Source organism: Enterobacter sp. 296B2 (genome assembly GCF_034106185.1).
GTDB classification, from domain to species: domain Bacteria; phylum Pseudomonadota; class Gammaproteobacteria; order Enterobacterales; family Enterobacteriaceae; genus Enterobacter; species Enterobacter cloacae_N.
This window is the reverse complement of sequence record NZ_JAWNCA010000028.1, coordinates 1-22,632: the sequence shown is the minus strand read 5'-3', so window position 1 is coordinate 22,632 and position 22,632 is coordinate 1. Positions and strand designations below refer to the sequence as shown.

Annotated in this window: 17 protein-coding genes, 1 pseudogene and 1 riboswitch; of the genes and pseudogenes, 12 read left to right on the top strand and 6 right to left on the bottom strand. The window is 54.3% G+C overall.

Going from position 1 to position 22,632, the window contains the following annotated elements:
• Positions 1-409 precede the first annotated feature (409 nt).
• The 4 genes from cra to leuO all read right to left on the bottom strand — a co-directional run bounded on the left by cra (position 410) and on the right by leuO (position 5,157).
• On the bottom strand, positions 410-1,417 hold the full coding sequence (gene cra / locus URZ40_RS18310) for a catabolite repressor/activator (RefSeq protein WP_014168621.1): 1,008 nt from the start codon (positions 1,415-1,417) through the stop codon (positions 410-412).
• Between the two features lie 179 nt (positions 1,418-1,596).
• On the bottom strand, positions 1,597-2,088 hold the full coding sequence (gene ilvN, locus URZ40_RS18305; RefSeq protein WP_045259452.1) for an acetolactate synthase small subunit: 492 nt from the start codon (positions 2,086-2,088) through the stop codon (positions 1,597-1,599).
• Between the two features lies 1 nt (position 2,089).
• Positions 2,090-3,814 (bottom strand): acetolactate synthase 3 large subunit, encoded by a 1,725-nt coding sequence (ilvI, locus tag URZ40_RS18300; RefSeq protein WP_166710107.1) that lies wholly within the window; start codon positions 3,812-3,814, stop codon positions 2,090-2,092.
• A gap of 380 nt (positions 3,815-4,194) precedes the next feature.
• Positions 4,195-5,157 carry a transcriptional regulator LeuO gene (gene leuO / locus URZ40_RS18295; RefSeq protein ID WP_302219616.1) on the bottom strand — a complete coding sequence of 321 codons (963 nt, stop codon included), beginning with the start codon at positions 5,155-5,157 and terminating at the stop codon, positions 4,195-4,197.
• A 590-nt stretch (positions 5,158-5,747) separates the two neighbouring features.
• On the opposite strand from leuO, the gene leuL reads away from it, so the two are divergent.
• The 5 genes from leuL to leuD all read left to right on the top strand — a co-directional run bounded on the left by leuL (position 5,748) and on the right by leuD (position 10,607).
• On the top strand, positions 5,748-5,834 hold the full coding sequence (gene leuL / locus URZ40_RS23210) for a leu operon leader peptide (protein ID WP_071786497.1): 87 nt from the start codon (positions 5,748-5,750) through the stop codon (positions 5,832-5,834).
• Between the two features lie 91 nt (positions 5,835-5,925).
• A complete protein-coding gene (gene leuA / locus URZ40_RS18290; protein WP_116342492.1) occupies positions 5,926-7,497 on the top strand; it encodes a 2-isopropylmalate synthase in 1,572 nt (523 codons plus the stop codon).
• On the top strand, positions 7,497-8,588 hold the full coding sequence (gene leuB, locus URZ40_RS18285; protein WP_320720962.1) for a 3-isopropylmalate dehydrogenase: 1,092 nt from the start codon (positions 7,497-7,499) through the stop codon (positions 8,586-8,588). Before leuA ends, leuB begins: the two co-directional genes overlap by 1 nt.
• Before the next feature lie 2 nt (positions 8,589-8,590).
• A complete protein-coding gene (gene leuC / locus URZ40_RS18280; protein ID WP_163330309.1) occupies positions 8,591-9,991 on the top strand; it encodes a 3-isopropylmalate dehydratase large subunit in 1,401 nt (466 codons plus the stop codon).
• Positions 9,992-10,001: 10 nt separating this feature from the next.
• Entirely contained in the window at positions 10,002-10,607 is a 606-nt protein-coding gene (gene leuD, locus URZ40_RS18275) for a 3-isopropylmalate dehydratase small subunit (RefSeq protein ID WP_023345432.1), read from the top strand.
• An 86-nt stretch (positions 10,608-10,693) separates the two neighbouring features.
• On the opposite strand, the gene URZ40_RS18270 is transcribed toward leuD, so the two are convergent.
• Positions 10,694-11,872, bottom strand: a complete 1,179-nt coding sequence (locus URZ40_RS18270) for a sugar efflux transporter (protein ID WP_116342482.1) — start codon at positions 11,870-11,872, stop codon at positions 10,694-10,696.
• Between the two features lie 120 nt (positions 11,873-11,992).
• A complete protein-coding gene (gene sgrT, locus URZ40_RS18265) occupies positions 11,993-12,145 on the bottom strand; it encodes a glucose uptake inhibitor SgrT (RefSeq protein WP_116342480.1) in 153 nt (50 codons plus the stop codon).
• 88 nt (positions 12,146-12,233) lie between these two features.
• On the opposite strand from sgrT, the gene sgrR reads away from it, so the two are divergent.
• The 7 genes and pseudogenes from sgrR to URZ40_RS18230 form a co-directional block, all read left to right on the top strand.
• Positions 12,234-13,889, top strand: coding sequence for an HTH-type transcriptional regulator SgrR (gene sgrR / locus URZ40_RS18260; protein ID WP_163330307.1), 1,656 nt, complete (start codon positions 12,234-12,236; stop codon positions 13,887-13,889).
• A gap of 36 nt (positions 13,890-13,925) precedes the next feature.
• Positions 13,926-14,026: riboswitch (TPP riboswitch) on the top strand.
• Positions 14,027-14,057: 31 nt separating this feature from the next.
• On the top strand, positions 14,058-15,041 hold the full coding sequence (gene thiB / locus URZ40_RS18255) for a thiamine ABC transporter substrate binding subunit (protein WP_116342476.1): 984 nt from the start codon (positions 14,058-14,060) through the stop codon (positions 15,039-15,041).
• On the top strand, positions 15,017-16,627 hold the full coding sequence (gene thiP, locus URZ40_RS18250; RefSeq protein WP_320720961.1) for a thiamine/thiamine pyrophosphate ABC transporter permease ThiP: 1,611 nt from the start codon (positions 15,017-15,019) through the stop codon (positions 16,625-16,627). Before thiB ends, thiP begins: the two co-directional genes overlap by 25 nt.
• On the top strand, positions 16,611-17,312 hold the full coding sequence (gene thiQ, locus URZ40_RS18245; protein WP_233002950.1) for a thiamine ABC transporter ATP-binding protein ThiQ: 702 nt from the start codon (positions 16,611-16,613) through the stop codon (positions 17,310-17,312). The genes thiP and thiQ overlap by 17 nt, the downstream gene beginning before the upstream one ends.
• 336 nt (positions 17,313-17,648) lie before the next feature.
• Positions 17,649-20,159 (top strand): type VI secretion system tip protein VgrG, encoded by a 2,511-nt coding sequence (locus URZ40_RS18240; RefSeq protein ID WP_320720960.1) that lies wholly within the window; start codon positions 17,649-17,651, stop codon positions 20,157-20,159.
• The gene (locus URZ40_RS18235; RefSeq protein ID WP_320720959.1) at positions 20,159-22,339 is read left to right on the top strand and encodes a DUF3274 domain-containing protein; all 2,181 of its coding nucleotides are present in this window, start codon (positions 20,159-20,161) and stop codon (positions 22,337-22,339) included. Before URZ40_RS18240 ends, URZ40_RS18235 begins: the two co-directional genes overlap by 1 nt.
• 62 nt (positions 22,340-22,401) lie before the next feature.
• A pseudogene (locus URZ40_RS18230) lies at positions 22,402-22,632 on the top strand (hypothetical protein); the annotation flags it as partial.

Sequence of the window (22,632 nt, the reverse complement as noted above, 5' to 3'; positions counted from 1 at the left end):
AAGAAAAAAACCGAATATGCACACTAGCGTTAAGGCTCACTCAATATCATCGCAGATAAATATAAAGTGTCAGTTTGCGACGCGGGCAGCATTTTATGACAGATTCTCTGGGGATAACAGCGCCAGATTCACGCAAGCGGACGGTGAAGGCAGCGGCTGCGTTGCTGGCCGGTCAAGGGGGAAGGAAAAACGGCTGAATATTCATCGACCGAAGAGGGTTTGTAACAAAATAATACAAAGATAGGCTTTTAAAATGGCTTCATGATTCTTTAAGGACCATTTTAAACGACAAAATGAATTAGGAAAAATAGTAGATTATGATCTCTCAAGAATTATCCTAATTTCATTGCGGGAATTAACTCGGCAAATTATTTCAGTAAAAAGGGGCGGTTTTCGCCGCCCCGTCATTTCATTTATGGCGGCTCAAAATTCCGCGATGATAGAGATTACGTTTGATACGCGTCAGACCCGGCTTCGGTTTTCGCGGCTCATCCAGGCTCGCCAGAACAATCTCCAGAACGCGTTCAGCTACATCGCGGTGACGCTGAGCCACCGCCAGCACCGGGCACTGAAGGAAATCGAGAAGCTCGTTATCCCCAAACGTGGCGATCGCCAGGTCGGAGGGAAGCTTGCCTTCACGACGTAAGGTGACATCCATCACCCCCTGCAGAAGAGCAAACGACGTGGTGAACAGCGCCTGGGGCATCGGGTGCGTCTCCAGCCATTTTTCGAACAGCTGCGCAGCGGCTTCGCGTTCATAGCTGTTGGCATAGAGATAGTGGACTTCACGCGGATCGTCTTTCCAGGCGGTTCTGAACCCCTGCTCACGCAGGAAGCTCACGGAAAGCTCAGGCAGCGCGCCAAGATACAGCACCGTTTCAGCGGGGAAAGTTCTTAGCTCAGCGGCCAGCATTTCCGCGTCATCCTGATCGGCACCCACTACGCTTGTGAAATGCTCACGATCGAGTGCGCGGTCCAGCGCAACGATGGGGAAAGGATCGTTCGCCCAGCGCTGGTAGAACGGATGCTCCGGCGGTAAGGAGGTCGAGACGATGATGGCATCAACCTGACGCTGGAGCAGATGCTCAATGCAGCGCATCTCGTTATCGGGCTGGTCTTCAGAACAGGCGATCAGCAACTGGTAACCGCGCTGACGAGCCTGACGTTCAAGATAGTTGGCGATACGGGTATAGCTGGTGTTTTCCAGATCCGGGATCACCAGACCAATAGAGCGGGTGCGCCCGGCGCGCAGGCCGGCAGCGACAGCATTCGGATGGTAGTTATGCTCACGAACCACCGCCATAACTTTTTCAACGGTCTTATCGCTGACACGGTACTGCTTTGCTTTGCCGTTAATCACATAGCTGGCCGTTGTTCGTGACACGCCGGCTAGCCGGGCGATTTCATCCAGTTTCACAATTGCCCCTTAAAAAAAGAAAAGAGTCCATGGCCCTGTCAAGGTTATGGTTAAATCTTTTAACATCTAAACGCAGAAAAGCCTTCGCGGCAACCGCTTTTATCTGCGTTGTCGGCTGATTACGCAAAAAAAAGCCCGGCTTTGGTGACCGGGCTGAAAGAGGCGAACCTTTTTAATAACTACCGCATGATTTTCTCGCCGCGTGACAGACCAACGATCCCCGATCTCGCCACCTCAACAATTTTTGCTACATCCCGCACGGACGCCAGGAAAGCGTCCAGCTTGTCACTGGTTCCGACCAGCTGAACCGTATAAAGAGAAGGCGTGACGTCGATGATCTGCCCGCGGAAGATATCCGCATTGCGTTTGACCTCTTCCCGCCCGTAACCGCTGGCCTGAATTTTTACCAGCATAACCTCACGCTCAACGTAAGCGCCCTGCCCCAGCTCGCTCACGCGCAGCACGTCGACCAGCTTATGCAGCTGTTTCTCGATCTGCTCAATCACCTTGGCGTCGCCAACGGTCTGAATCGTCATACGCGACAGCGTCGGATCGTCCGTTGGCGCTACGGTCAGGCTTTCAATGTTATAGCCGCGCTGCGCAAAAAGCCCAATGACGCGCGACAGTGCGCCAGACTCGTTTTCCAGTAATACCGATAATATCCGGCGCATATCAGGTTCTCTCCGTTTTGCTTAACCACATCTCATCCATACCGCCGCCGCGAATATGCATCGGATAAACGTGCTCGGTCCCATCAACGATGACATCCATAAAGACAAGGCGGTTGTTTTTAACGTGCTCAAGCGCTTCTGCAAGCTTCGTTTCCAGTTCAGCCGGGTCGGTCACCCGCATCCCCACATGACCGTAAGCTTCAGCAAGACGAACAAAATCCGGCAGCGATTCCATATACGACTGAGAGTGGCGGCCTGAGTAGATCATATCCTGCCACTGCTTCACCATGCCGAGATAGCCGTTGTTGAGGTTGAGCACCAGCACCGGCAGCTCATATTGCAGCGCGGTGGAGAGTTCCTGAATGTTCATCTGGATACTGCCGTCACCGGTCACGCAGACAACGGTTTCATTTGGCAGCGCCAGCTTAACGCCCAGCGCGGCAGGCAAGCCAAAGCCCATCGTGCCTAAACCACCCGAGTTGATCCAGTGACGCGGTTTATCAAACGGATAATAGAGGGCGGCAAACATTTGATGCTGACCCACGTCAGAGGTTACATATGCATCGCCTTTCGTCAGTCGCCAGACCGCTTCGATGACCGCCTGCGGCTTAATATGCTCGCTTTGGGTGTCATATTTCAGACACTGCCGCGCGCGCCACTGCTCAATTTGCTGCCACCAGTCGCGGATCTCATCCAGCGGCTGAGCTGTGTTCTCCAGGGCCAGCAGATCCAGCATTTGTTCAAGGACCTGACGAGCGTCACCGACGATAGGTACATCAGCCGACACTGTTTTTGAAATTGAGGTTGGATCAATATCAATGTGCAGCACGGTGGCATTCGGGCAGTACTTCGCCAGGTTGTTGGTAGTACGATCGTCAAAACGCACGCCGACGGCAAAGATCACGTCAGAATGATGCATTGTCATGTTGGCTTCATAGGTACCGTGCATCCCTAACATGCCGAGCGCCTGACGGTGGGTGGCGGGAAACGCTCCGAGCCCCATCAGCGATGACGCAACAGGAAGATTGAGCTTTTCAACCAGTTCACGAAGCTGTGCCTCACACGCTGAATTGACAGCCCCGCCACCGACATAGACCACCGGTTTTTTAGCAGCCAGCAGCGTTTGCAGCGCGCGTTTGATCTGACCTTTGTGGCCCTGCGTTGTTGGGTTGTAAGAACGCATGCTCACCGATTCCGGCCAGACATAAGGCAGCTTGTTTGCCGGGTTCAGGATATCTTTAGGGAGATCGACCACCACCGGCCCCGGGCGCCCGCTTGCCGCCAGCCAGAACGCCTTCTTCAGCACGCCAGGAATGTCTTCGGTTTGCTTGACCAGGAAGCTGTGCTTCACAACGGGACGCGAAATCCCGACCATGTCGCACTCCTGAAACGCGTCATAGCCAATCAGTGATGTCGCGACCTGTCCGGAAAGGATCACCAGCGGAATAGAGTCCATGTACGCGGTCGCAATGCCGGTAATGGCGTTTGTCGCACCGGGCCCCGATGTGACCAGGACCACGCCCACTTCACCCGTCGCACGCGCCAGGCCATCGGCCATGTGCACCGCCGCCTGCTCATGGCGTACCAGCACATGGTCAATGCCCCCTACCGTATGCAGCGCATCATAAATATCAAGAACCGCACCGCCAGGATAGCCGAACACTTGCTTTACGCCCTGATCGATCAGCGACCGGACGACCATTTCCGCGCCAGACAACATCTCCATGCTTTGCCTCCAGGCATTTTGTTATAGACGGACCGCCGAATTCATTTCCGCACCGTCTTGCGATCGGGATGAACCCGTCTTCTATTTTGCAGAGTGATACTTACCTTAACCGCTCGTTATGAGGCAGGCAATTCGCAAACCAGGAGAGAGAAGAGGCCGTGAAAGCAGAAAAAACAAACATTGTCAGAGGATATGGTTAATTCATCTGAAATTAGAGGACGAGATGATAAATCATCGCTGAAAAGCGCGGCGATCCAGAAAATCATCTATTTTTACAGGCCTGGCAGCCGCCAGACAAAATACACAACAGAACAAAATATCAATAAATGAAATAAAACCAGGATAAATCACATGCAGAGATGCAATTTATCCTGACTCGATTATCGACGGCAGATGCTAATAAGTAGCTCTTCCATCCACTGATGTCCTTTATCCCGTCCAGCGGCTTCATGCCAGGAGAGATAGCAGGTACGGCTATTTAGCTTGAGCGGCAGGGGCAGAATTTGCAGATTTAATGCGCCAGAGAACTCTTCTGCCAGCCAGCGTGGCGCAATTGCCACCAGCTGCGTCTGGGAAACGACGTTTAATACGCTGACCATGGCCATTCCCTGATAAGCCACGCTCGCCTGTTTCTCCGCAGTGTCGTACCACGGCAGGCTAAAGGAGGCATATCTGTCGAGCGCGACAACGGCATGCTGTTCGCCATAAACGTCACTTTCACGTAGCGGAGCATTCAGTCGTGGATGTTTTTTGCTGGCAACCAGCACCATTTCATCTTTAAACAGCGGTACACATGAAAATTCAGGACGGCGGAATTCTTCATAACCCAGGACGAATTCGGTTTCCTGGTAACGTAACTGGTGTTCAGTGTTTTGATTTAAGGACGATTTAAAGACAAGATTAATATTAGGTGCGATCTCTTCAACTTTATTATAAATAATTGATGTCAGATAATTATCTAATGGGCTGCAGACGCAGAGATGGAATACTCTCTCACTGCTTAAGGGTTCAAAGCCCGAGCCTGGCAGCTCATTTTGCACCAGCTGCAGCGCCTGGCGGATGGAGCCGAAAAGCTGGAAAGCCCGCGCTGTCGGCTGGATCCCTCTGCCATAACGAACGAATAATTCGTCGTTGAACATCACTTTAAGCCTGGCAACCGCGTTGCTTACCGCAGGTTGTGACATTCCCAACGATTGTGCCGCCCGGGTGATATTCTGCTCCTGCATGACGGCATCAAACACCGTCAATAGATTAAGATCCACCGTGCGCAACTGCGGTTTAATCCCATCAGTAACTTGTGGTTGTTTAATATTATTTTCTGGCACTTCTGACTCCACTGTCACGCTACACTCCCTTCGCCAACGCACTGTAATAATTTCAGAAAATATGATTTACCATGCAAATACGACCAGCGAAAGAAAATTGTTTAAAAATCGGAATATATAAAGATCACGTAATAACGTTAAAATAAAAATAGACGCAAAAGATATGTTTAACTTTAGTGCTGGAATGAAACCATAAACCGAATCAATATACAACAACCATCCAGTTAAGGATGACTTAAGTATAATTAAACTGTTATCGCTGTTGCTCAGTACTAAGTTAATAATCTGTTATCACCTTTCGTTTCAGTAAAGTCAAAACACACTTACCAGAATGATAAATAAGTGATATTAAAGAATTTTTAAAAGGACACTTACATAACAAAACGATCGCCTGAAAAATACCTATTAATTTTATTTGTTTCTGCAAATGTTTTTTAAGTCCAAATTTAGACAATTTGTAAAGCCAGACAAGAAAAATCCAGCACAATAAGCTAAAGCACACATCCTCCCTGCTCGACCTTCCGGGGCCGTTTTTACCATCAGGGGTTGACATGCACAGTCGTATCCAGTACCACTAAAAGCATATTGAATTTAACGGAGCACGATTCATGACACGCACCATTCGTTTCACCGGTCTACTACTACTAAACGCATCCACTGTGCGCGGTAGACTGGCGGGCGAAATTCAGCGTTGAATCGTCACCAGTAAGACTAAAAACCCGCGCCACTGCGCGGGTTTTTTTATGCTCGTAGCAAGGCGCCCTAAGACTGACAAGGACCTAACCCATGAGCCAGCAAGTCATTATTTTCGATACAACTTTACGTGACGGTGAACAGGCATTACAGGCAAGCCTGAGTGTAAAAGAGAAACTGCAGATTGCGCTGGCTCTCGAACGTATGGGCGTCGACGTGATGGAGGTCGGCTTCCCGGTCTCGTCTCCGGGTGATTTCGAATCCGTCCAGACTATCGCCCGCACCATTAAAAACAGCCGCGTGTGCGGTCTGGCGCGCTGCGTAGAGAAAGACATCGACGTAGCTGCTGAGTCGCTGAAAGTGGCCGAAGCCTTCCGTATTCACACCTTTATTGCCACCTCCCCCATGCATATCGCAACCAAGTTGCGCAGCACGCTGGATGAGGTCATTGAACGCGCGGTATATATGGTTAAGCGCGCACGCAACTACACCGATGACGTTGAATTCTCCTGTGAAGATGCGGGCCGCACGCCAATCGAAGACCTGGCACGCGTAGTGGAAGCCGCCATCAACGCGGGCGCGAAAACCATCAACATCCCGGACACCGTCGGCTACACCATGCCGTTTGAGTTCTCCAACATCATCACCGGCCTGTATGAGCGCGTACCGAATATTGATAAAGCGATCATCTCAGTGCATACCCATGATGATTTGGGCCTGGCCGTAGGCAATGCCATCGCCGCGGTGCACGCCGGCGCGCGTCAGGTAGAAGGCGCGATGAACGGTATCGGCGAGCGCGCGGGCAACTGTTCGCTGGAAGAAGTGATTATGGCAATCAAGGTGCGCAAAGACATCATGGACGTGCACACCCGCATCAATCACAACGAAATCTGGCGCACCAGCCAGACCGTCAGCCAGATTTGCAACATGCCGATTCCGGCCAACAAGGCGATTGTCGGCACCGGCGCCTTCGCACACTCCTCCGGCATTCACCAGGACGGCGTGCTGAAGAACCGTGAAAACTACGAAATCATGACCCCGGAATCTATCGGCCTGAACCAGGTGCAGTTGAACCTGACCTCCCGTTCCGGCCGTGCGGCGGTGAAACACCGTATGGAAGAGATGGGCTATCAGGACAGCGATTACAACATGGATCAGCTGTACGACGCGTTCCTGAAGCTGGCCGACAAGAAAGGCCAGGTGTTCGATTACGACCTGGAAGCGCTGGCCTTCATCAACAAGCAGCAGGAAGAGCCAGAGCACTTCCGTCTGGATTACTTCAACGTGCAGTCCGGCTCCAGCGACATCGCCACCGCCTCGGTCAAACTGGCCTGCGGTGATGAAATTAAAGCGGAAGCGGCAAACGGCAACGGCCCTGTCGACGCTATCTATCAGGCGATCAACCGCGTCACCGAGTACGACGTTGAGTTAGTGAAGTATGACCTGACGGCGAAAGGACATGGTAAAGATGCGCTGGGTCAGGTGGATATCGTCGTCAACTACAACGGCCGCCGTTTCCACGGTGTGGGCCTGGCGACGGATATTGTCGAATCCTCCGCGAAAGCGATGGTGCATGTCCTGAACAACATCTGGCGCGCCGCTGAAGTCGAAAAAGAGTTGCAACGCAAAGCTCAGAATAAAGAGAACAACAAGGAAACCGTGTAATGTCGAAGAATTACCATATTGCTGTGTTGCCGGGTGACGGTATTGGCCCGGAAGTAATGGCACAGGCGCTGAAAGTACTGGAAGCCGTTCGCACGCGTTTTGCGATGAAAATTACCACCAGCCACTACGACGTGGGCGGTATTGCGATTGATAATCACGGAACGCCATTGCCGAAAGCCACCGTTGAAGGCTGCGAAAATGCCGATGCCGTGCTGTTTGGCTCCGTCGGTGGCCCAAAATGGGAACATCTCCCGCCGGCAGAGCAACCAGAGCGCGGCGCGCTGCTGCCGCTGCGTAAACATTTTAAGCTGTTCAGCAACCTGCGTCCGGCGAAGCTGTATCAGGGGCTGGAAGAGTTCTGCCCGCTGCGCGCGGACATCGCGGCCAACGGATTCGACATTCTCTGCGTGCGCGAGCTGACGGGTGGGATCTACTTTGGTCAGCCAAAAGGTCGCGAAGGCAGCGGCCAGCATGAGAAAGCGTTTGATACCGAGGTGTATCACCGTTTCGAAATTGAACGTATCGCCCATATCGCGTTTGAGTCGGCACGTAAGCGCCGCCATAAGGTGACCTCCATTGATAAAGCGAACGTGCTGCAGTCGTCCATTTTGTGGCGCGAGATCGTCAGTGAAGTCGCTAAGCAGTACCCGGACGTTGAGCTGTCGCACATGTACATCGACAACGCAACGATGCAGCTGATTAAGGATCCGTCCCAGTTTGACGTGCTGCTCTGCTCCAACCTGTTCGGCGATATCTTGTCTGACGAGTGCGCGATGATCACCGGTTCTATGGGCATGCTGCCATCCGCCAGCCTGAATGAAGAAGGCTTTGGACTGTACGAACCGGCGGGCGGCTCCGCACCGGATATCGCCGGCAAAAACATTGCTAATCCGATTGCGCAGATCCTCTCCCTGGCCCTGCTGCTGCGCTATAGCCTCGATGCAGGCGACGCAGCAACCGCAATTGAAAACGCCATTAACCGGGCGTTAGAAGAAGGCGTCCGTACCGGTGACTTAGCGCGCGGCACGGCAGCAATCAGTACCGATGAAATGGGCGACATTATTGCCCGCTATGTCGCTGAAGGGGTGTAATCATGGCTAAGACGTTATATGAAAAGTTGTTTGATGCGCACGTTGTTTACGAGGCACCAAACGAAACCCCGCTGCTGTACATTGACCGTCATCTGGTACACGAAGTGACCTCTCCGCAGGCCTTCGACGGCCTGCGCGCGCACAAGCGCCCGGTACGTCAGCCGGGTAAAACCTTCGCGACTATGGATCACAACGTCTCCACCCAGACCAAAGACATTAATGCCTCGGGTGAGATGGCGCGTATCCAGATGCAGGAGCTGATCAAGAACTGCAACGAGTTTGGCGTTGAGCTGTATGACCTGAACCATCCGTATCAGGGCATCGTCCACGTGATGGGGCCTGAGCAGGGTATTACCCTGCCGGGCATGACCATCGTCTGCGGCGACTCCCATACCGCAACCCACGGCGCGTTTGGCGCGCTGGCCTTCGGGATCGGCACGTCTGAAGTGGAACACGTTCTGGCGACCCAGACCCTGAAGCAGGGCCGCGCCAAAACCATGAAAATTGAAGTAAAGGGTAAAGCCGCGCCGGGCATTACCGCGAAGGACATCGTGCTGGCCATCATCGGTAAAACCGGCAGCGCGGGCGGTACCGGCCACGTTGTGGAATTTTGCGGCGACGCGATTCAGGCGCTGAGCATGGAAGGTCGTATGACCCTGTGCAACATGGCTATTGAGATGGGCGCAAAAGCTGGCCTGGTCGCGCCGGACGAAACCACCTTCAACTATGTGAAAGGCCGTCTGCATGCGCCGAAGGGTCAGGATTTTGACGACGCGGTGGCGTACTGGAAAACCCTGAAAACCGACGACGGCGCGACCTTCGATACCGTTGTCACGCTGCAGGCGGAAGAGATCGCCCCTCAGGTGACCTGGGGCACCAATCCGGGCCAGGTGATTTCCGTCAACGACAGCATCCCGGACCCGGCGTCCTTCGCCGATCCGGTCGAGCGCGCCAGTGCGGAAAAAGCGCTGGCCTATATGGGACTGAAGCCAGGCGTACCGTTGACCGATGTCGCCATTGATAAAGTCTTTATCGGTTCCTGCACCAACTCACGTATCGAGGATTTACGCGCGGCGGCAGAGATTGCCAAAGGCCGTAAAGTGGCGCCGGGCGTGCAGGCGCTGGTGGTTCCAGGCTCCGGTCCGGTGAAAGCCCAGGCGGAAGCGGAAGGTCTGGATAAGATCTTCATCGAAGCAGGCTTCGAGTGGCGCCTGCCGGGCTGCTCAATGTGTCTGGCGATGAACAACGACCGCCTGAATCCGGGCGAGCGCTGCGCCTCTACCAGCAACCGTAACTTTGAAGGCCGTCAGGGCCGCGGTGGACGCACCCATCTGGTCAGCCCGGCAATGGCCGCCGCCGCGGCAGTTACCGGCCATTTCGCCGATATTCGCAGTCTGAAATAAGGAGACAATCATGGCAGAAAAATTTACCCAACATACGGGCCGTGTTGTCCCGCTGGACGCCGCTAACGTCGATACGGACGCGATCATTCCTAAGCAGTTTTTGCAGAAAGTGACCCGCACCGGTTTTGGCGCACACCTGTTTAACGACTGGCGTTTTCTGGACGACAAAGGCGAAGTGCCGAACCCGGAATTCGTCCTGAACTTCCCGGAATACAAAGGTGCCTCCATTCTGCTGGCGCGGGAAAACTTCGGCTGCGGCTCATCGCGTGAGCATGCGCCATGGGCGTTGACCGACTATGGCTTTAAGGTAGTTATCGCCCCGAGCTTCGCGGATATCTTTTACGGCAACAGCTTCAACAATCAGCTGCTGCCGGTGACGCTGAGCGACGAGCAGGTCGATGAATTGTTCGCGCTGGTTAAGGCGAACCCGGGCATGGCGTTTGAGGTGGATCTGGAAGGGGAAGTGGTGAAAGCCGGGGATAAGACCTACAGCTTCAGCATCGATGCCTTCCGTCGCCACTGCATGCTCAACGGTCTGGACAGCATTGGCCTGACGCTCCAGCACGAGGACGCCATCTCCGCGTACGAGAAAAAACAGCCTGCGTTTATGGGCTAAAAGCAGTGGCCCGCAGGAGGCGGGCCACGGCTTACCTCCCAGAACGGTCAGACAATCGTCTCATTTCGTGAAGCCACCTCCCGGAATCAAACATCCTTGACCCGGCAGGTCAGCCCAAGCGTAACCACCGAAATCGCCGCAATCACCCAGTAAACCGAGGCATGGCCATAGCTTTGCGCCAGCGCCCCCTGAATCACCCCCGCCAGAATAACGCCCGTCGAAATGCTGTTGGTAAAAAGCGTGGTCGCAGAGCCTGCGCGTCCGGGCATAAGATCCTGGAACCAGAGCATGCCGATCCCGGCAACGATACCAATAAACACAGCGTTAAACAGCTGCAGCGCAAGCAGCGCTTCACGCGAATGGAAAAGGATCAGTCCCGCGTAAAACAGCACCCCGGCCGCCACGGCGACGATCATCATCCGACGCTTTCCGAAGCGCTTCACGTAATACCCCGCAAGAATCATCGCTGGAATTTCCAGCCCGGCAGCTGTGCCCATTAAGATCCCGGCAAGCTTGTCCGGCAGGCCCAGATCGCTGCTGATCCACAGCGGCATATCGATGATGTACATGGTGTTACAGGTCCACATCAGCGTGGAGGCGATAAACAGCATGCGGACGTTTTTATCCTGCCAGCCGCTCACCTGCGTGATGGGCTTATCCGTCGTCTGCTCAATCCGAGCGACGGACGGCAGCGCAAAGGCAATCAGCGCCAGGCTAATAATAAAAATGCCTGCCGCGATCGAAAACATGACCGTGAAGCCATAGTTCAGCGCCAGCATGAAGGCCAGCGGCGGGCCGATGACCCATGCAAGAGAGAGCTGCGCGCGCATCACCGAGCTGAACATCACCACCTCCCGCGCCGAGCTGTCGGCGTATTCACGGGCCAGCGCGAACAGCTGCGGCATGGCGGTATTGGCAAGAGAGGCCAGCAGCACGCCGCAGGTGATGAGCGTCAGGTAGTGACGGTTAAAGGCAAAAAGCAGCGCGTTGCCCACGGCCATCGCGCAGCAAAAGAGGATCAGCCTGCGGCGATCGCCCTGGCTGTCCGATCGTTTCGCCAGCCCCAGGCTAACGAGGATCCCGGCAATGGCGTTGACGGTATAAAACAGGCCAACCCAAAACGGCTGTGCGCCCACCTCGCGGCTGAGGAACAGGCTCAGCGTCGGCGCCTGTAGGGCCCCCGCCACGCCCATCATAAAGGCCACCAGCATAAAAGCGGCATATACGCCATTCAGGCGGCGCCCCATCGTCATCAACCACAGCATGCGCAAGTCCTTGTGAAAGCGAATCGAAATTGGGTGAAAGAATAAACGAAAAAAGCCAGCAAAAACATTTTGCTGGCGGGTGATAAACACCAATACTCAGTCACACATGATCGAGGCGAGTTAGCGGGAAGAGGTCGGTTTCGTAACGTCCCACTGCATCAGTTCTTCCAATATTTTCAGCCGTTGCTCTGCACACTGGCGGGCCAGCCAGGACGATCCTTTTGTCGCTGAAAAGTACTGCTGATAAAACTGACGTGCGGTAGACCTCTTCATAATTTACCTCCTCACTTCATCGGAAAGCATTATTGGCCTAATATAGGGATTAATAAATTGCTGATTTTTTGTCAGGAGTTCCTCTTTTATGCCATCCGGTCGACTGCAACAACAATTTATCCGCCTGTGGCAGTGCTGCGAGGGTCAATCGCAGGAGACCACGCTTAACGAGCTGGCAGAACTTCTCAACTGCTCTCGCCGCCATATGCGCACGTTGCTCAACACCATGCAGCAGCAGGGCTGGCTAAGCTGGGAGGCCGAGGCCGGACGCGGCAAGCGCTCTCGCTTAACCTTCCTCTATACTGGTCTGGCGCTGCAGCAACAGCGGGCGGAGGATCTGCTGGAGCAGGATCGCATCGATCAGCTGGTCCAGCTGGTGGGCGACAAGGCCGCCGTGCGCCAGATGCTGGTCTCGCATCTGGGGCGCAGCTTTCGTCAGGGCCGCCACATTATGCGGGTGCTCTACTATCGGCCAATGAAAAACCTGTTGCCCGGCACCGCGTTGCGTCGTTCTGAAACCCATATGGCCCGGCAGATATTCAGCGGCCTGACGAAAATAAATGAGGAAAACGGGGAACTGGAAGCGGACATCGCGCACCACTGGCAGCAGCTTTCCCCCCTGCACTGGCGTTTCTTTTTACGCCCGGGCATTCACTTCCACCACGGACGCGAGCTGGAGATGAGTGACGTCATCGCCTCTCTGGAACGCGCCCGCACGCTTCCGCTCTATTCGCACGTCTCGCGGATCCACTCCCCCACGGCCTGGACGCTGGACATTGAACTGTCGCAGCCGGACAGATGGCTGCCGTGGCTGCTGGGCTATGTGCCCTCAATGATCCTGCCCGGCGAATGGCGATCGCTGAACAATTTTGCCAGCCTGCCGATTGGCACGGGCCCCTACTCCGTGACGCGCAATACCAACAACCAGCTCAAGATCCGCGCCTTTGATGACTATTTTGGCTATCGGGCGCTGATCGACGAAGTGAACGTCTGGGTATTACCGGATCTCAACGAAGAGCTGAGCGCAGGCCTGACGCTGGAAGGCCCCACAACAAGCGAAAAGGCGTTCGAAAGTCGCCTGGAGGAGGGCTGTTACTACCTGCTCTTTGACAGCCGCAGCCACCGCGGAGCAAACCACGACGTCCGCACGTGGATCAGCCATGTTCTGGCCCCGGCTAACCTGATTTATCACGCAGAGGAGCAATACCAGACCTGGTGGTTCCCGGCATATGGCCTGCTTCCGCGCTGGCACCATGCTCAGCCGGTGCGCAGTGGAAAACCTGCCGGGCTGGAGACCATCACCCTCAGCTACTATCGCGATCACATTGAGCACCGTTTTATCGCGAAGATTATGAGCAAGCTGCTGGCGGCCGAAGGCGTAACGCTGGCGATACAGGAAGTCGATTATGATGAATGGCACCGCGGGGATGTCGTCAGCGATATCTGGCTCAATAGCGCCAACTTCACGCTGCCGCTTGATTTCTCGCTCTTTTCTCACCTGTATGAAGTGCCCCTCATTCAGCACTGTATCAACCGGGACTGGCAGCAGGACGCCGCGAAGTGGCGGGCAGGCGAAATGGATCTGGCCGCATGGTGCCAGGAGCTGCTGGCCGGGCAGACGATCGTACCGTTGATCCACCACTGGCTGCTGATCCAGGGACAACGCAGCATGCGCGGCCTGCGGATGAACACCCTGGGCTGGTTTGATTTTAAATCCGCCTGGTTTGCGCCGCCGGAACCATAACGCTTTCGTAATATTCACCAAATCATTACAATAGCGCCGTTCTCAACGGGGTGCTGCATCACAGATGTGCGCTGAGATAATACCCGTCGAACCTGATCCGGATAACGCCGGCGAAGGGATTTGAGGCTGTCGCTCAAAATCCTTTGCCACTCAACTCTGAGGTGCAAAGTGTTAAAAAAAGTTTTCCCCCTGCTGGCGCTGTTTGCGCTGCCTGCTTTCGCGAAACCCGTCCTGACGGTCTACACCTACGACTCCTTCTCCGCCGACTGGGGCCCTGGCCCGGTGGTAAAAAAAGCCTTTGAAGCCGACTGCAACTGTGAGCTGAAGTTCGTGGCGCTGGAAGATGGCGTGTCGCTGCTCAACCGTCTGCGCATGGAAGGGAAAAACAGCAAGGCCGACGTGGTGCTCGGGCTGGATAACAACCTGCTGGAAGCCGCGACGCAAACCAAACTGTTTGCCAAAAGCGGCGTGGCGGCAGATGCCGTCAACGTGCCGGGCGGCTGGAAAAACGACACCTTTGTGCCGTTCGATTACGGCTATTTTGCTTTTGTTTACGACAAAAATAAGCTGAAAAACCCGCCGAAAAGCCTGAAAGAGCTGGTGGAAAGTGACCAGAAGTGGCGCGTGATCTATGAAGATCCGCGTACCAGCACGCCGGGTCTGGGCCTGCTGCTGTGGATGCAGAAAGTCTATGGAGATAAAGCGCCGGAAGCGTGGCAGAAACTGGCCGCCAAAACCGTCACCGTGACCAAGGGCTGGAGCGAAGCCTACGGCCTGTTCCTGAAAGGGGAAAGCGACCTGGTGCTGAGCTACACCACCTCTCCGGCCTACCACATCATCGCAGAGAAGAAAGACAACTACGCCGCCGCGAATTTTGCTGAAGGGCACTATCTGCAGGTGGAAGTGGCAGCGCGTACCGCCGCCAGCAAACAGCCGGAGCTGGCCGAGAAGTTCCTGAAGTTCATGGTTTCACCGGCGTTCCAGAATGCGATTCCCGCAGGGAACTGGATGTATCCGGTCACCAGCGTTGCGCTGCCCGCAGGTTTCGAGCAGTTGACCAAACCAACAACCTCACTGGAATTTACGCCGCAGCAGGTCGCCGCGCAGCGTGCAGCATGGGTAAGTGAATGGCAACGCGCCGTCAGCCGTTAATTCCCGGCTGGTTAATTCCCGGCCTGCTCGCCGCCATGCTGATGGTGGTGGTCAGCCTGGGGGCATTCCTTGCGTTGTGGTTTAATGCGCCAGAGAGCGATCTGCTCGCGCTCTGGCACGACAGCTATCTCTGGCACGTTATCCGGTTCTCTTTCTGGCAGGCGTTTCTTTCTGCGCTGCTGTCAGCGATCCCGGCCATTTTCCTCGCGCGAGCGCTGTACCGCCGGCGTTTTCCCGGCAGGCAGGCTCTGCTGCGCCTGTGCGCCATGACGCTGATCCTGCCGGTTCTGGTGGCCGTTTTTGGCATTCTGAGCGTCTACGGTCGTCAGGGCTGGCTGGCTTCGCTCTTTGCATCTTTGGGGCTGGAGTGGACCTTTTCCCCTTACGGGCTGAAGGGCATCCTGCTGGCGCACATTTTCTTCAATATGCCGATGGCGACGCGCCTCTTTTTACAGGCGCTGGAAAACATTCCCGGCGAGCAACGCCAGATTGCGGCTCAGCTCGGCATGCGCGGCTGGTCGTTCTTCCGCTTTGTCGAATGGCCGTGGCTGCGACGTCAGATTGCCCCGGTGGCCGCGCTAATCTTTATGCTCTGCTTCGCCAGCTTTGCCACCGTGCTTTCGCTCGGCGGCGGGCCGCAGGCCACCACCATCGAGCTGGCGATTTATCAGGCCTTAAGTTACGACTACGATCCGGGCCGCGCCGCGCTGCTGGCTATGGTGCAGATGGCGTGCTGTCTGGTGCTGGTGCTGCTGAGCCAGCGACTGAGTAAAGCCATTCCCGCTGGCAGTAATCAAATAACCGGCTGGCGCGACCCGCAGGACAGCCTGCACAGCCGCGTCGCCGATTTTATCCTGATTACGCTGGCGCTCATGCTGCTGCTGCCGCCGCTGCTGGCCGTTATCGTTGACGGACTGAACCTCAATCTCACGTCCGTCCTGCAGCAGCCCGTCCTCTGGGAAGCAACGTGGACCTCGCTGCGCATCGCGCTGGCTGCCGGGCTGGTCTGTGTACTTCTGACCATGATGCTGCTCTGGAGCAGCCGTGAACTCTACGCGCGTCATGCTCGTAAAACCGGACAGGCGCTGGAGCTGACGGGCATGCTGATTCTGGCGATGCCGGGCATCGTGCTGGCGACGGGCTTCTTTTTACTGTTCAATAGCACCATCGGCCTGCCGGAAAGCGCCGACGGCATCGTCATTTTTACCAACGCCTTAATGGCCATCCCTTACGCGCTTAAGGTGCTGGAAAACCCGATGCGCGACGTCAACAGCCGTTACGGTTTACTGTGCCAGTCGCTGGGCATGCAGGGCTGGCAGCGACTGAAGGTGGTCGAACTCCGCGCGCTAAAACGGCCGCTCGCCCAGGCGCTGGCGTTTGCTTGCGTGCTGTCGATTGGCGATTTTGGCGTGGTAGCCCTCTTTGGCAACGAAGATTTCCGCACGCTGCCGTTCTGGCTCTATCAGCAAATCGGCTCTTATCGCAGTCATGATGGCGCGGTCACAGCACTGTTACTGCTGCTGCTGTGCTTTGCCTTATTTACCGTTATCGAAAAACTTCCGGGGCGCGATGTTAACACTGACTGATGTAACCTGGCTTTACCAGCATCTGCCGATGCGCTTCACGCTCTCCGTGCGCCAGGGGGAGATGATCGCCGTACTTGGCCCAAGCGGCGCGGGAAAAAGCACGCTGCTTAATTTGATTGCGGGTTTTCTTCAGCCGGCAAGCGGCGCGATCGTCATTGAAAATCACGATCATACCCACACGCCGCCCGCAAAACGTCCGGTCTCAATGCTGTTCCAGGAAAACAACCTGTTTACCCATCTGACGGTGCGGCAAAACATCGCTCTGGGAATGCATCCGGGGCTCAGGCTGAACGACGCCCAGCGCCAGAAGCTGGAGATCATTGCCGCACAGATGGGGATCACCGGGTTCATCGACAGGCTGCCGGGCGAGCTTTCCGGCGGCCAGCGTCAGCGCGTGGCGCTGGCGCGTTGTCTGGTGCGAGAGCAGCCAGTACTGCTGCTGGATGAGCCCTTCTCTGCGCTCGATCCCGCGCTTCGCCAGGAGATGCTGGCGCTGGTGCAGGACGTCTGTCAGCGCCAGCAACTGACGATGCTGATGGTGTCGCACAGTATTGAGGATGCCGCACGGATTGCGCCGCGATCGGTGGTGATTGCCGAAGGGCGAATTGCGTGGGATGGGAAGACAGAAGAATTGCTGAAGGGGAAAGCTACCGCGTCTTCACTGCTGGGCATCAGGGCAGTCTGATGCCCTCCCCTTCACTCAGAGGACGAATAAATCCTCCGCCATTTTTTCAAAAGTGATGAAAACCCCTACTGCAAGTCCATAGCCGAATGTCGCTCTGAATGAAAAGTCAGAGCGCATATAACCCTGTTTGGCAACCGACGATCCTGAAAAATAATAAATCGAACTTTTTCATTATTATTTTAAATCACATTTTATTTATGAATTAATATGTTTTATATATACGAAAAATAAATACATCAGGCAAAAATAAATACATCAACATGATTTTTACCCTTACGTTTCTTTGCTAAGAGAGTATTATTTTATGATTTTACTGCTCTTGAAAGGGATATTGTCATGGCAGTGCGCCCAGGAAACTTTCAGCAAAATGACACGCTAAATCGCTATTTACTTTTTTTCCCACGTAACGCTAACGCGTTAAACGACGTACATTCCTTTACAGGCGAAGAAGCACTCAGCCAGCCCTATCGCTATACCATCCGATTTACCAGCCCCAATGCAAATATTTCACCTGACGCCGTTTTGAATCAGAAGGCGGAATTTCTTCTTCGCGCTCCTAACCCTGAGGCGTCATGGCATGGTCAGCCAACCTGGCTGCCAGTGCGCCAGATCAATGGAACCATTACTGCGTTTTCCCGCCTTAAGTCATCTTCAGATGAAGCGCTCTATGAATGCGTGCTTGAACATGAACTTGCGTTACTGAACAGAAACTTCCGTTCGGCAGTGTACACCGATGTCTCCGTGCCGGAGGTCGTCACGCAGTTGATGAAAGAGAGCCGTTATTTTGAAGGCTTCAATATTGATTTCGACAACCTCAGCTGTAGCTATCCCCGCAGGGAAATGATTATTCAGTGGAAAGAGACCGACCTGCAGTTTATTCGCCGCCTGTTGGCCGAAGTAGGAATATGGTTCCGTCTTGAAAATCACAGCACCACGCCGACGGAAACAGTGGTTATATTTGGCGACTCTGCCAGTCGCTATATCATTAGCGAAAAGAAATTCCCCTTTGTTCGTCGCTCCGGGATGACCAGTCATGATGAGTACGTGACAAAACTGGAAGAACGACACGCGTTAATACCCGAAAATATAATGGTGAGGGCCTATAACTACCGCGCCCCCCTCTCTCCACAGGCGGACAAAACTATTGTAAGTACCGACATTCCCGGTGGCATGACGGCAGGCAGAGAGTATCACCATTCAGATCATTTTCTTGAGGGCGGGGATTTTTATGGAAAAGAAAGCGAAACCGCTGCGTTCTATGCACGTTTGCGCTATGAGCGCCTGCTAAATACCCAGTGTGTACTCGGTGCCACAACCAGCGCAGCGGAACTGCAGCCGGGAATAAAGTTCGATATAACCGGTCAAATTCCTGATGGCTTTAAGAAAGGTTTTTTCGTTACGTCAATGACGATAACGGGCAGTCGCGCAGAGCATTATCAAGCCCTGCTGTCAGGCATCCCTTGCCGGCATGAGTATAGTTTCAGGCCAGAATTTCTTCCCCGACCACAAATTGCAGGTACCGTTCCCGCACGGGTAATGGCGATAGGCAGCAATAAAATCTATGCGGGGATTGATGCCACCGGACGCTACCGGGTGAAGTTCGATTTTGATCTCGATGAGAAACGTTCAGGCTTTGAAAGTGCGCTGGTGCGCCTTGCCAGACCGTACGCCGGAGATGTTTACGGTTTTCATTTTCCACTGCTCGAAGGTACGGAGGTCGCCATTGCGTTTGAAGGCGGCGATCCGGATCGTCCGTTCATCGCCCATTCCATGCATAACGGCGCGCACACTGATTTAGTCACAAACCGCAATGATACCCGCAACATCATCCGTACTGCAGGCCTGAATAAAATCCGTCTGGAAGACAAGCGGGGCCAGGAACATATCAAGATTTCAACAGAGCGCGGAAAGGGACAGCTCAGCGTGGGCCATCTTGTCGATGCGGAAGGAAAGCCGCGCGGGGAAGGTCTTGAAGCGCGAACAGATGACTGGATGGCGCTGCGAGCGGCAAAAGGCGTAATGATCAGCACTGAAGCGCAGCCGCGCGCCCAGGGACAACAGCTGGATATGACGGCGGCCATCGCGCAGCTCGAAAAAGCACTCTCGCTGGCCATAACGCTGCAGCAGTGCACAATGACGGCCGGTGCCGATGAGGTGGATACCGAACGACAAAATGCCCTGCTTAAGACGCTGAATAAGCTTTCGGGCTCGGGCCTGCTGACCTATGCCGGAGAAGGACAGGCCCACGTCACGCCGCAAAGCCTGCAGCTTTCGGCAGGTCAGGATCTGATTGCAACCGCTGGCCGCAACGGCAGCGTAAACGTGGTGAAAAAATTCTCGCTGGCCGTAGGGGAAAGGCTCTCTCTGTTCGCCCGCAAACTTGGCATACAGCTGATTGCCAGTGCCGGTGATATCAAAACGGAGGCGCAGCGCGGAGCCCTGCACATGCTTTCTCAGGATGATTTCACCGTCACGAGCACGGCAGGCAAAATTAACGGCAGTGCGAAGCAGGGAATACAGCTGGTATGCGGTGGTGGTGGCATCCGTATTAGTCCCAGCGGGCTGGTTGAAATTTTCTCGCCAACCGGCGTGGACATTAAAGCGCCGAATTTTGCCTATAAAGGGGCGGAAAGCGTGCAAACGCAACCGCCTGCATTTAACAAGGGCGCGTTTGCACAGCGCTATCAGCTGCATGCGTCTGACGACCCGGAGCAGATCCTCGCTAACCGCGCGTTCCGCCTTAAAAGCTCGGCGGGCCAAATGATTGAAGGCGTGACCGACAGCAATGGCTGTTCCCCGCTGCTGGATGCGGCCGACCTTGATTCGTACAAACTGGAGGTACTCTGATGGCTGATGAGAAGAAAAGCCCGTATTGCCCGCGCGTGGTCTCTGAGAACGATATCCCCGTCCCCAAATCATTAAGCCTGACGGCGCAGACATGCAGGGTGGGCATTCCTCGTCCGATGCCGGGGATCGTGATTCTGGTTCATGGGGTAAACGATGTGGGTGAAGCTTATCAGAATCAGGAGAAAGGCATTATCGCCGGGTTAAATAAACGGCTTAACCGGACAGATATGTACGCGCATGAATGGAATCACTTCATCATGACGCACAATGAAGAGGCGCAAAAGAAAATCGCGGCGCCGGGCCGCTCGCCTGTTATCCCGTTTTACTGGGGCTATAAGCCCGTAACGCATGAAGAATACCGCGCAGATCAGCTGCGCTATCGCAATGAAGTCAGCAAGCTTAAGGCGGAGGCACATCTGCCGTTCGACGCTTACCAGGAGGATGATGCGAAGAAAAAAGCGGATTTGGGTAATGACGGCCAGGGGGCGTTTAAATACCAGAACGACAATTTTGGTAACGCGCTTGATGTGAACTATGCCAAGGGCGGCGTCACCTTTGCGAATGCGACAACCAATATTCCGGATATGCTGGGGCCAGGCGCGGGAGGTTTAGCAACGTCCGCAGCAGGGATTATAACGTTGCATGCGAATGATGGTGATTTTACCCATCCTATTTTTTCTAATCCTCACCGGATTTACCAGTTCTTTGCCGCACAGCGCCTGGCGGATTTAATCCTCACAATCCGGCGTGAGCCGGTAACAGAAAATGATGTCATAAATATCGTGGCCCACAGTCAGGGGACGATTATCACCATGCTGGCAAACATGCTGGTAAAGCAGGCGGGATATGAACCGGTTAACTGCGTCATTCTCAATCACTCCCCTTACTCGCTCGAAAGTCGGCTGGCTGAAGATATTCAACCGGGTCATCATCAGACATCCGATGCGCGGGTGCAGACGTTTAAGAACTTTTGCGCACTGATGGCGACGCATTACAAAGGTGGTGAGATAACAGAAGCCGATATTCTGGCAATGGAAGCGGCCTGCACGCTGCGTAAACCGTCCGACAACCCGTTAAGGACGGATACAAGATACAGACGTGATAATAACGGCCGGGTCTATAACTATTTTTGTCCGAATGACGGCACCGTCTCCCTCAAGAACATACAGGGGTTCGGCTGGCGCGGTATTCCTGAAGATATTGCCAGCCATATTCCAAACCTGTATCAGCGGGTATTTTATCAACATGGAGAGGTGGGAACGACGCCGGACGGGAAACCGTTTAGCCTGCCGCCCGTGAGAACGGGTGATGCGGATTACAGTTCAGTCGGTAACGCCTCTTACACCGCGCATGACGTGATGGTGAACGGTGAAGAGCTACCGGTGAAGTTTATATTCACATTGCAGGGGGCAAATAATTATAAAGGCGACGATCCAAAAACGAGAAATAAGCCGTATACCGCCTCCATCGATCCGGACAGCCCGGACGCCTATATCTCCTACTCAGCAAAAGCCTACGCCATCAAACGGACGCAAAGCGCCACATACGGTGTTAGCAGATACCAAAGCCTCAGTTGGCGTCCCGGCCATGTCTTGACGCCCGATGAGCTGAAAATGGAAAGCTATGAGCGCGGTGTCCAGGTGATTAACGGCGTGGTGGCAGGTTCAAAGGATTTTCCGACCGTGACATTAACCTGGCTTCGCCCGCGCGAAGAGCTGGAAAAGGAATGGGCGAAATCCGACCCAGTAAGTTACAGCCAGCACTCGTCAATCGTGATGAGTGAATATGCCCCGTCCCATGCGATGGCTTTTGACCTGGCCATCGGCCAGTGCCGGTCCTTTGATTATAAGGCAGGCAAATTCTGGGAAGACCTGCTGCACCGTGCGGACTGGCGGGATCCGCTGAATACAAATTTGCAGGCAGTGGAGTATTACCGTTCAGGGATACTGCCTGATGAAACTACAAAATGGTTTATGAACAGACCTGATGACATTTTACCTAAAGGGAATTTTGGCGTGGTAAATGAATTTAACAATGCAACTAAGGTAAAGCTATCACGCGATCTAGCAGTAGGTAACCAGGAGGTTGCAAATCTGCAATGGGATATGCCCAAAGCAAAAAGTGACCGTGAACTGGGTTTACAAAATCATATATCGGCACTCGATATTCGCCCTTATTGAGTAAAACAGGGAAGTTAATGGAAATGAAAAATGCAGCAGGAACAGTCTTGGCTATATTGCTGATGGCTTCAGGCTGTCAGGCGAAAGAGCCGCCGACGCAGGTGGTTTATCGCTTTGATGACCATCGTTATCTCGAACTGAAAGGCTGGGACTGTGAAGGTGAGCTCTGGTACACCGATACGCAGCGGGGGATTCATTCTGAACCTGTCAGCCAGTTTTACAGAATATTTACTAAAAAGTTTGTCCATCCCTCAGAACGATACATCGCTATTACAGGCTGGGGAGTCGGTGGG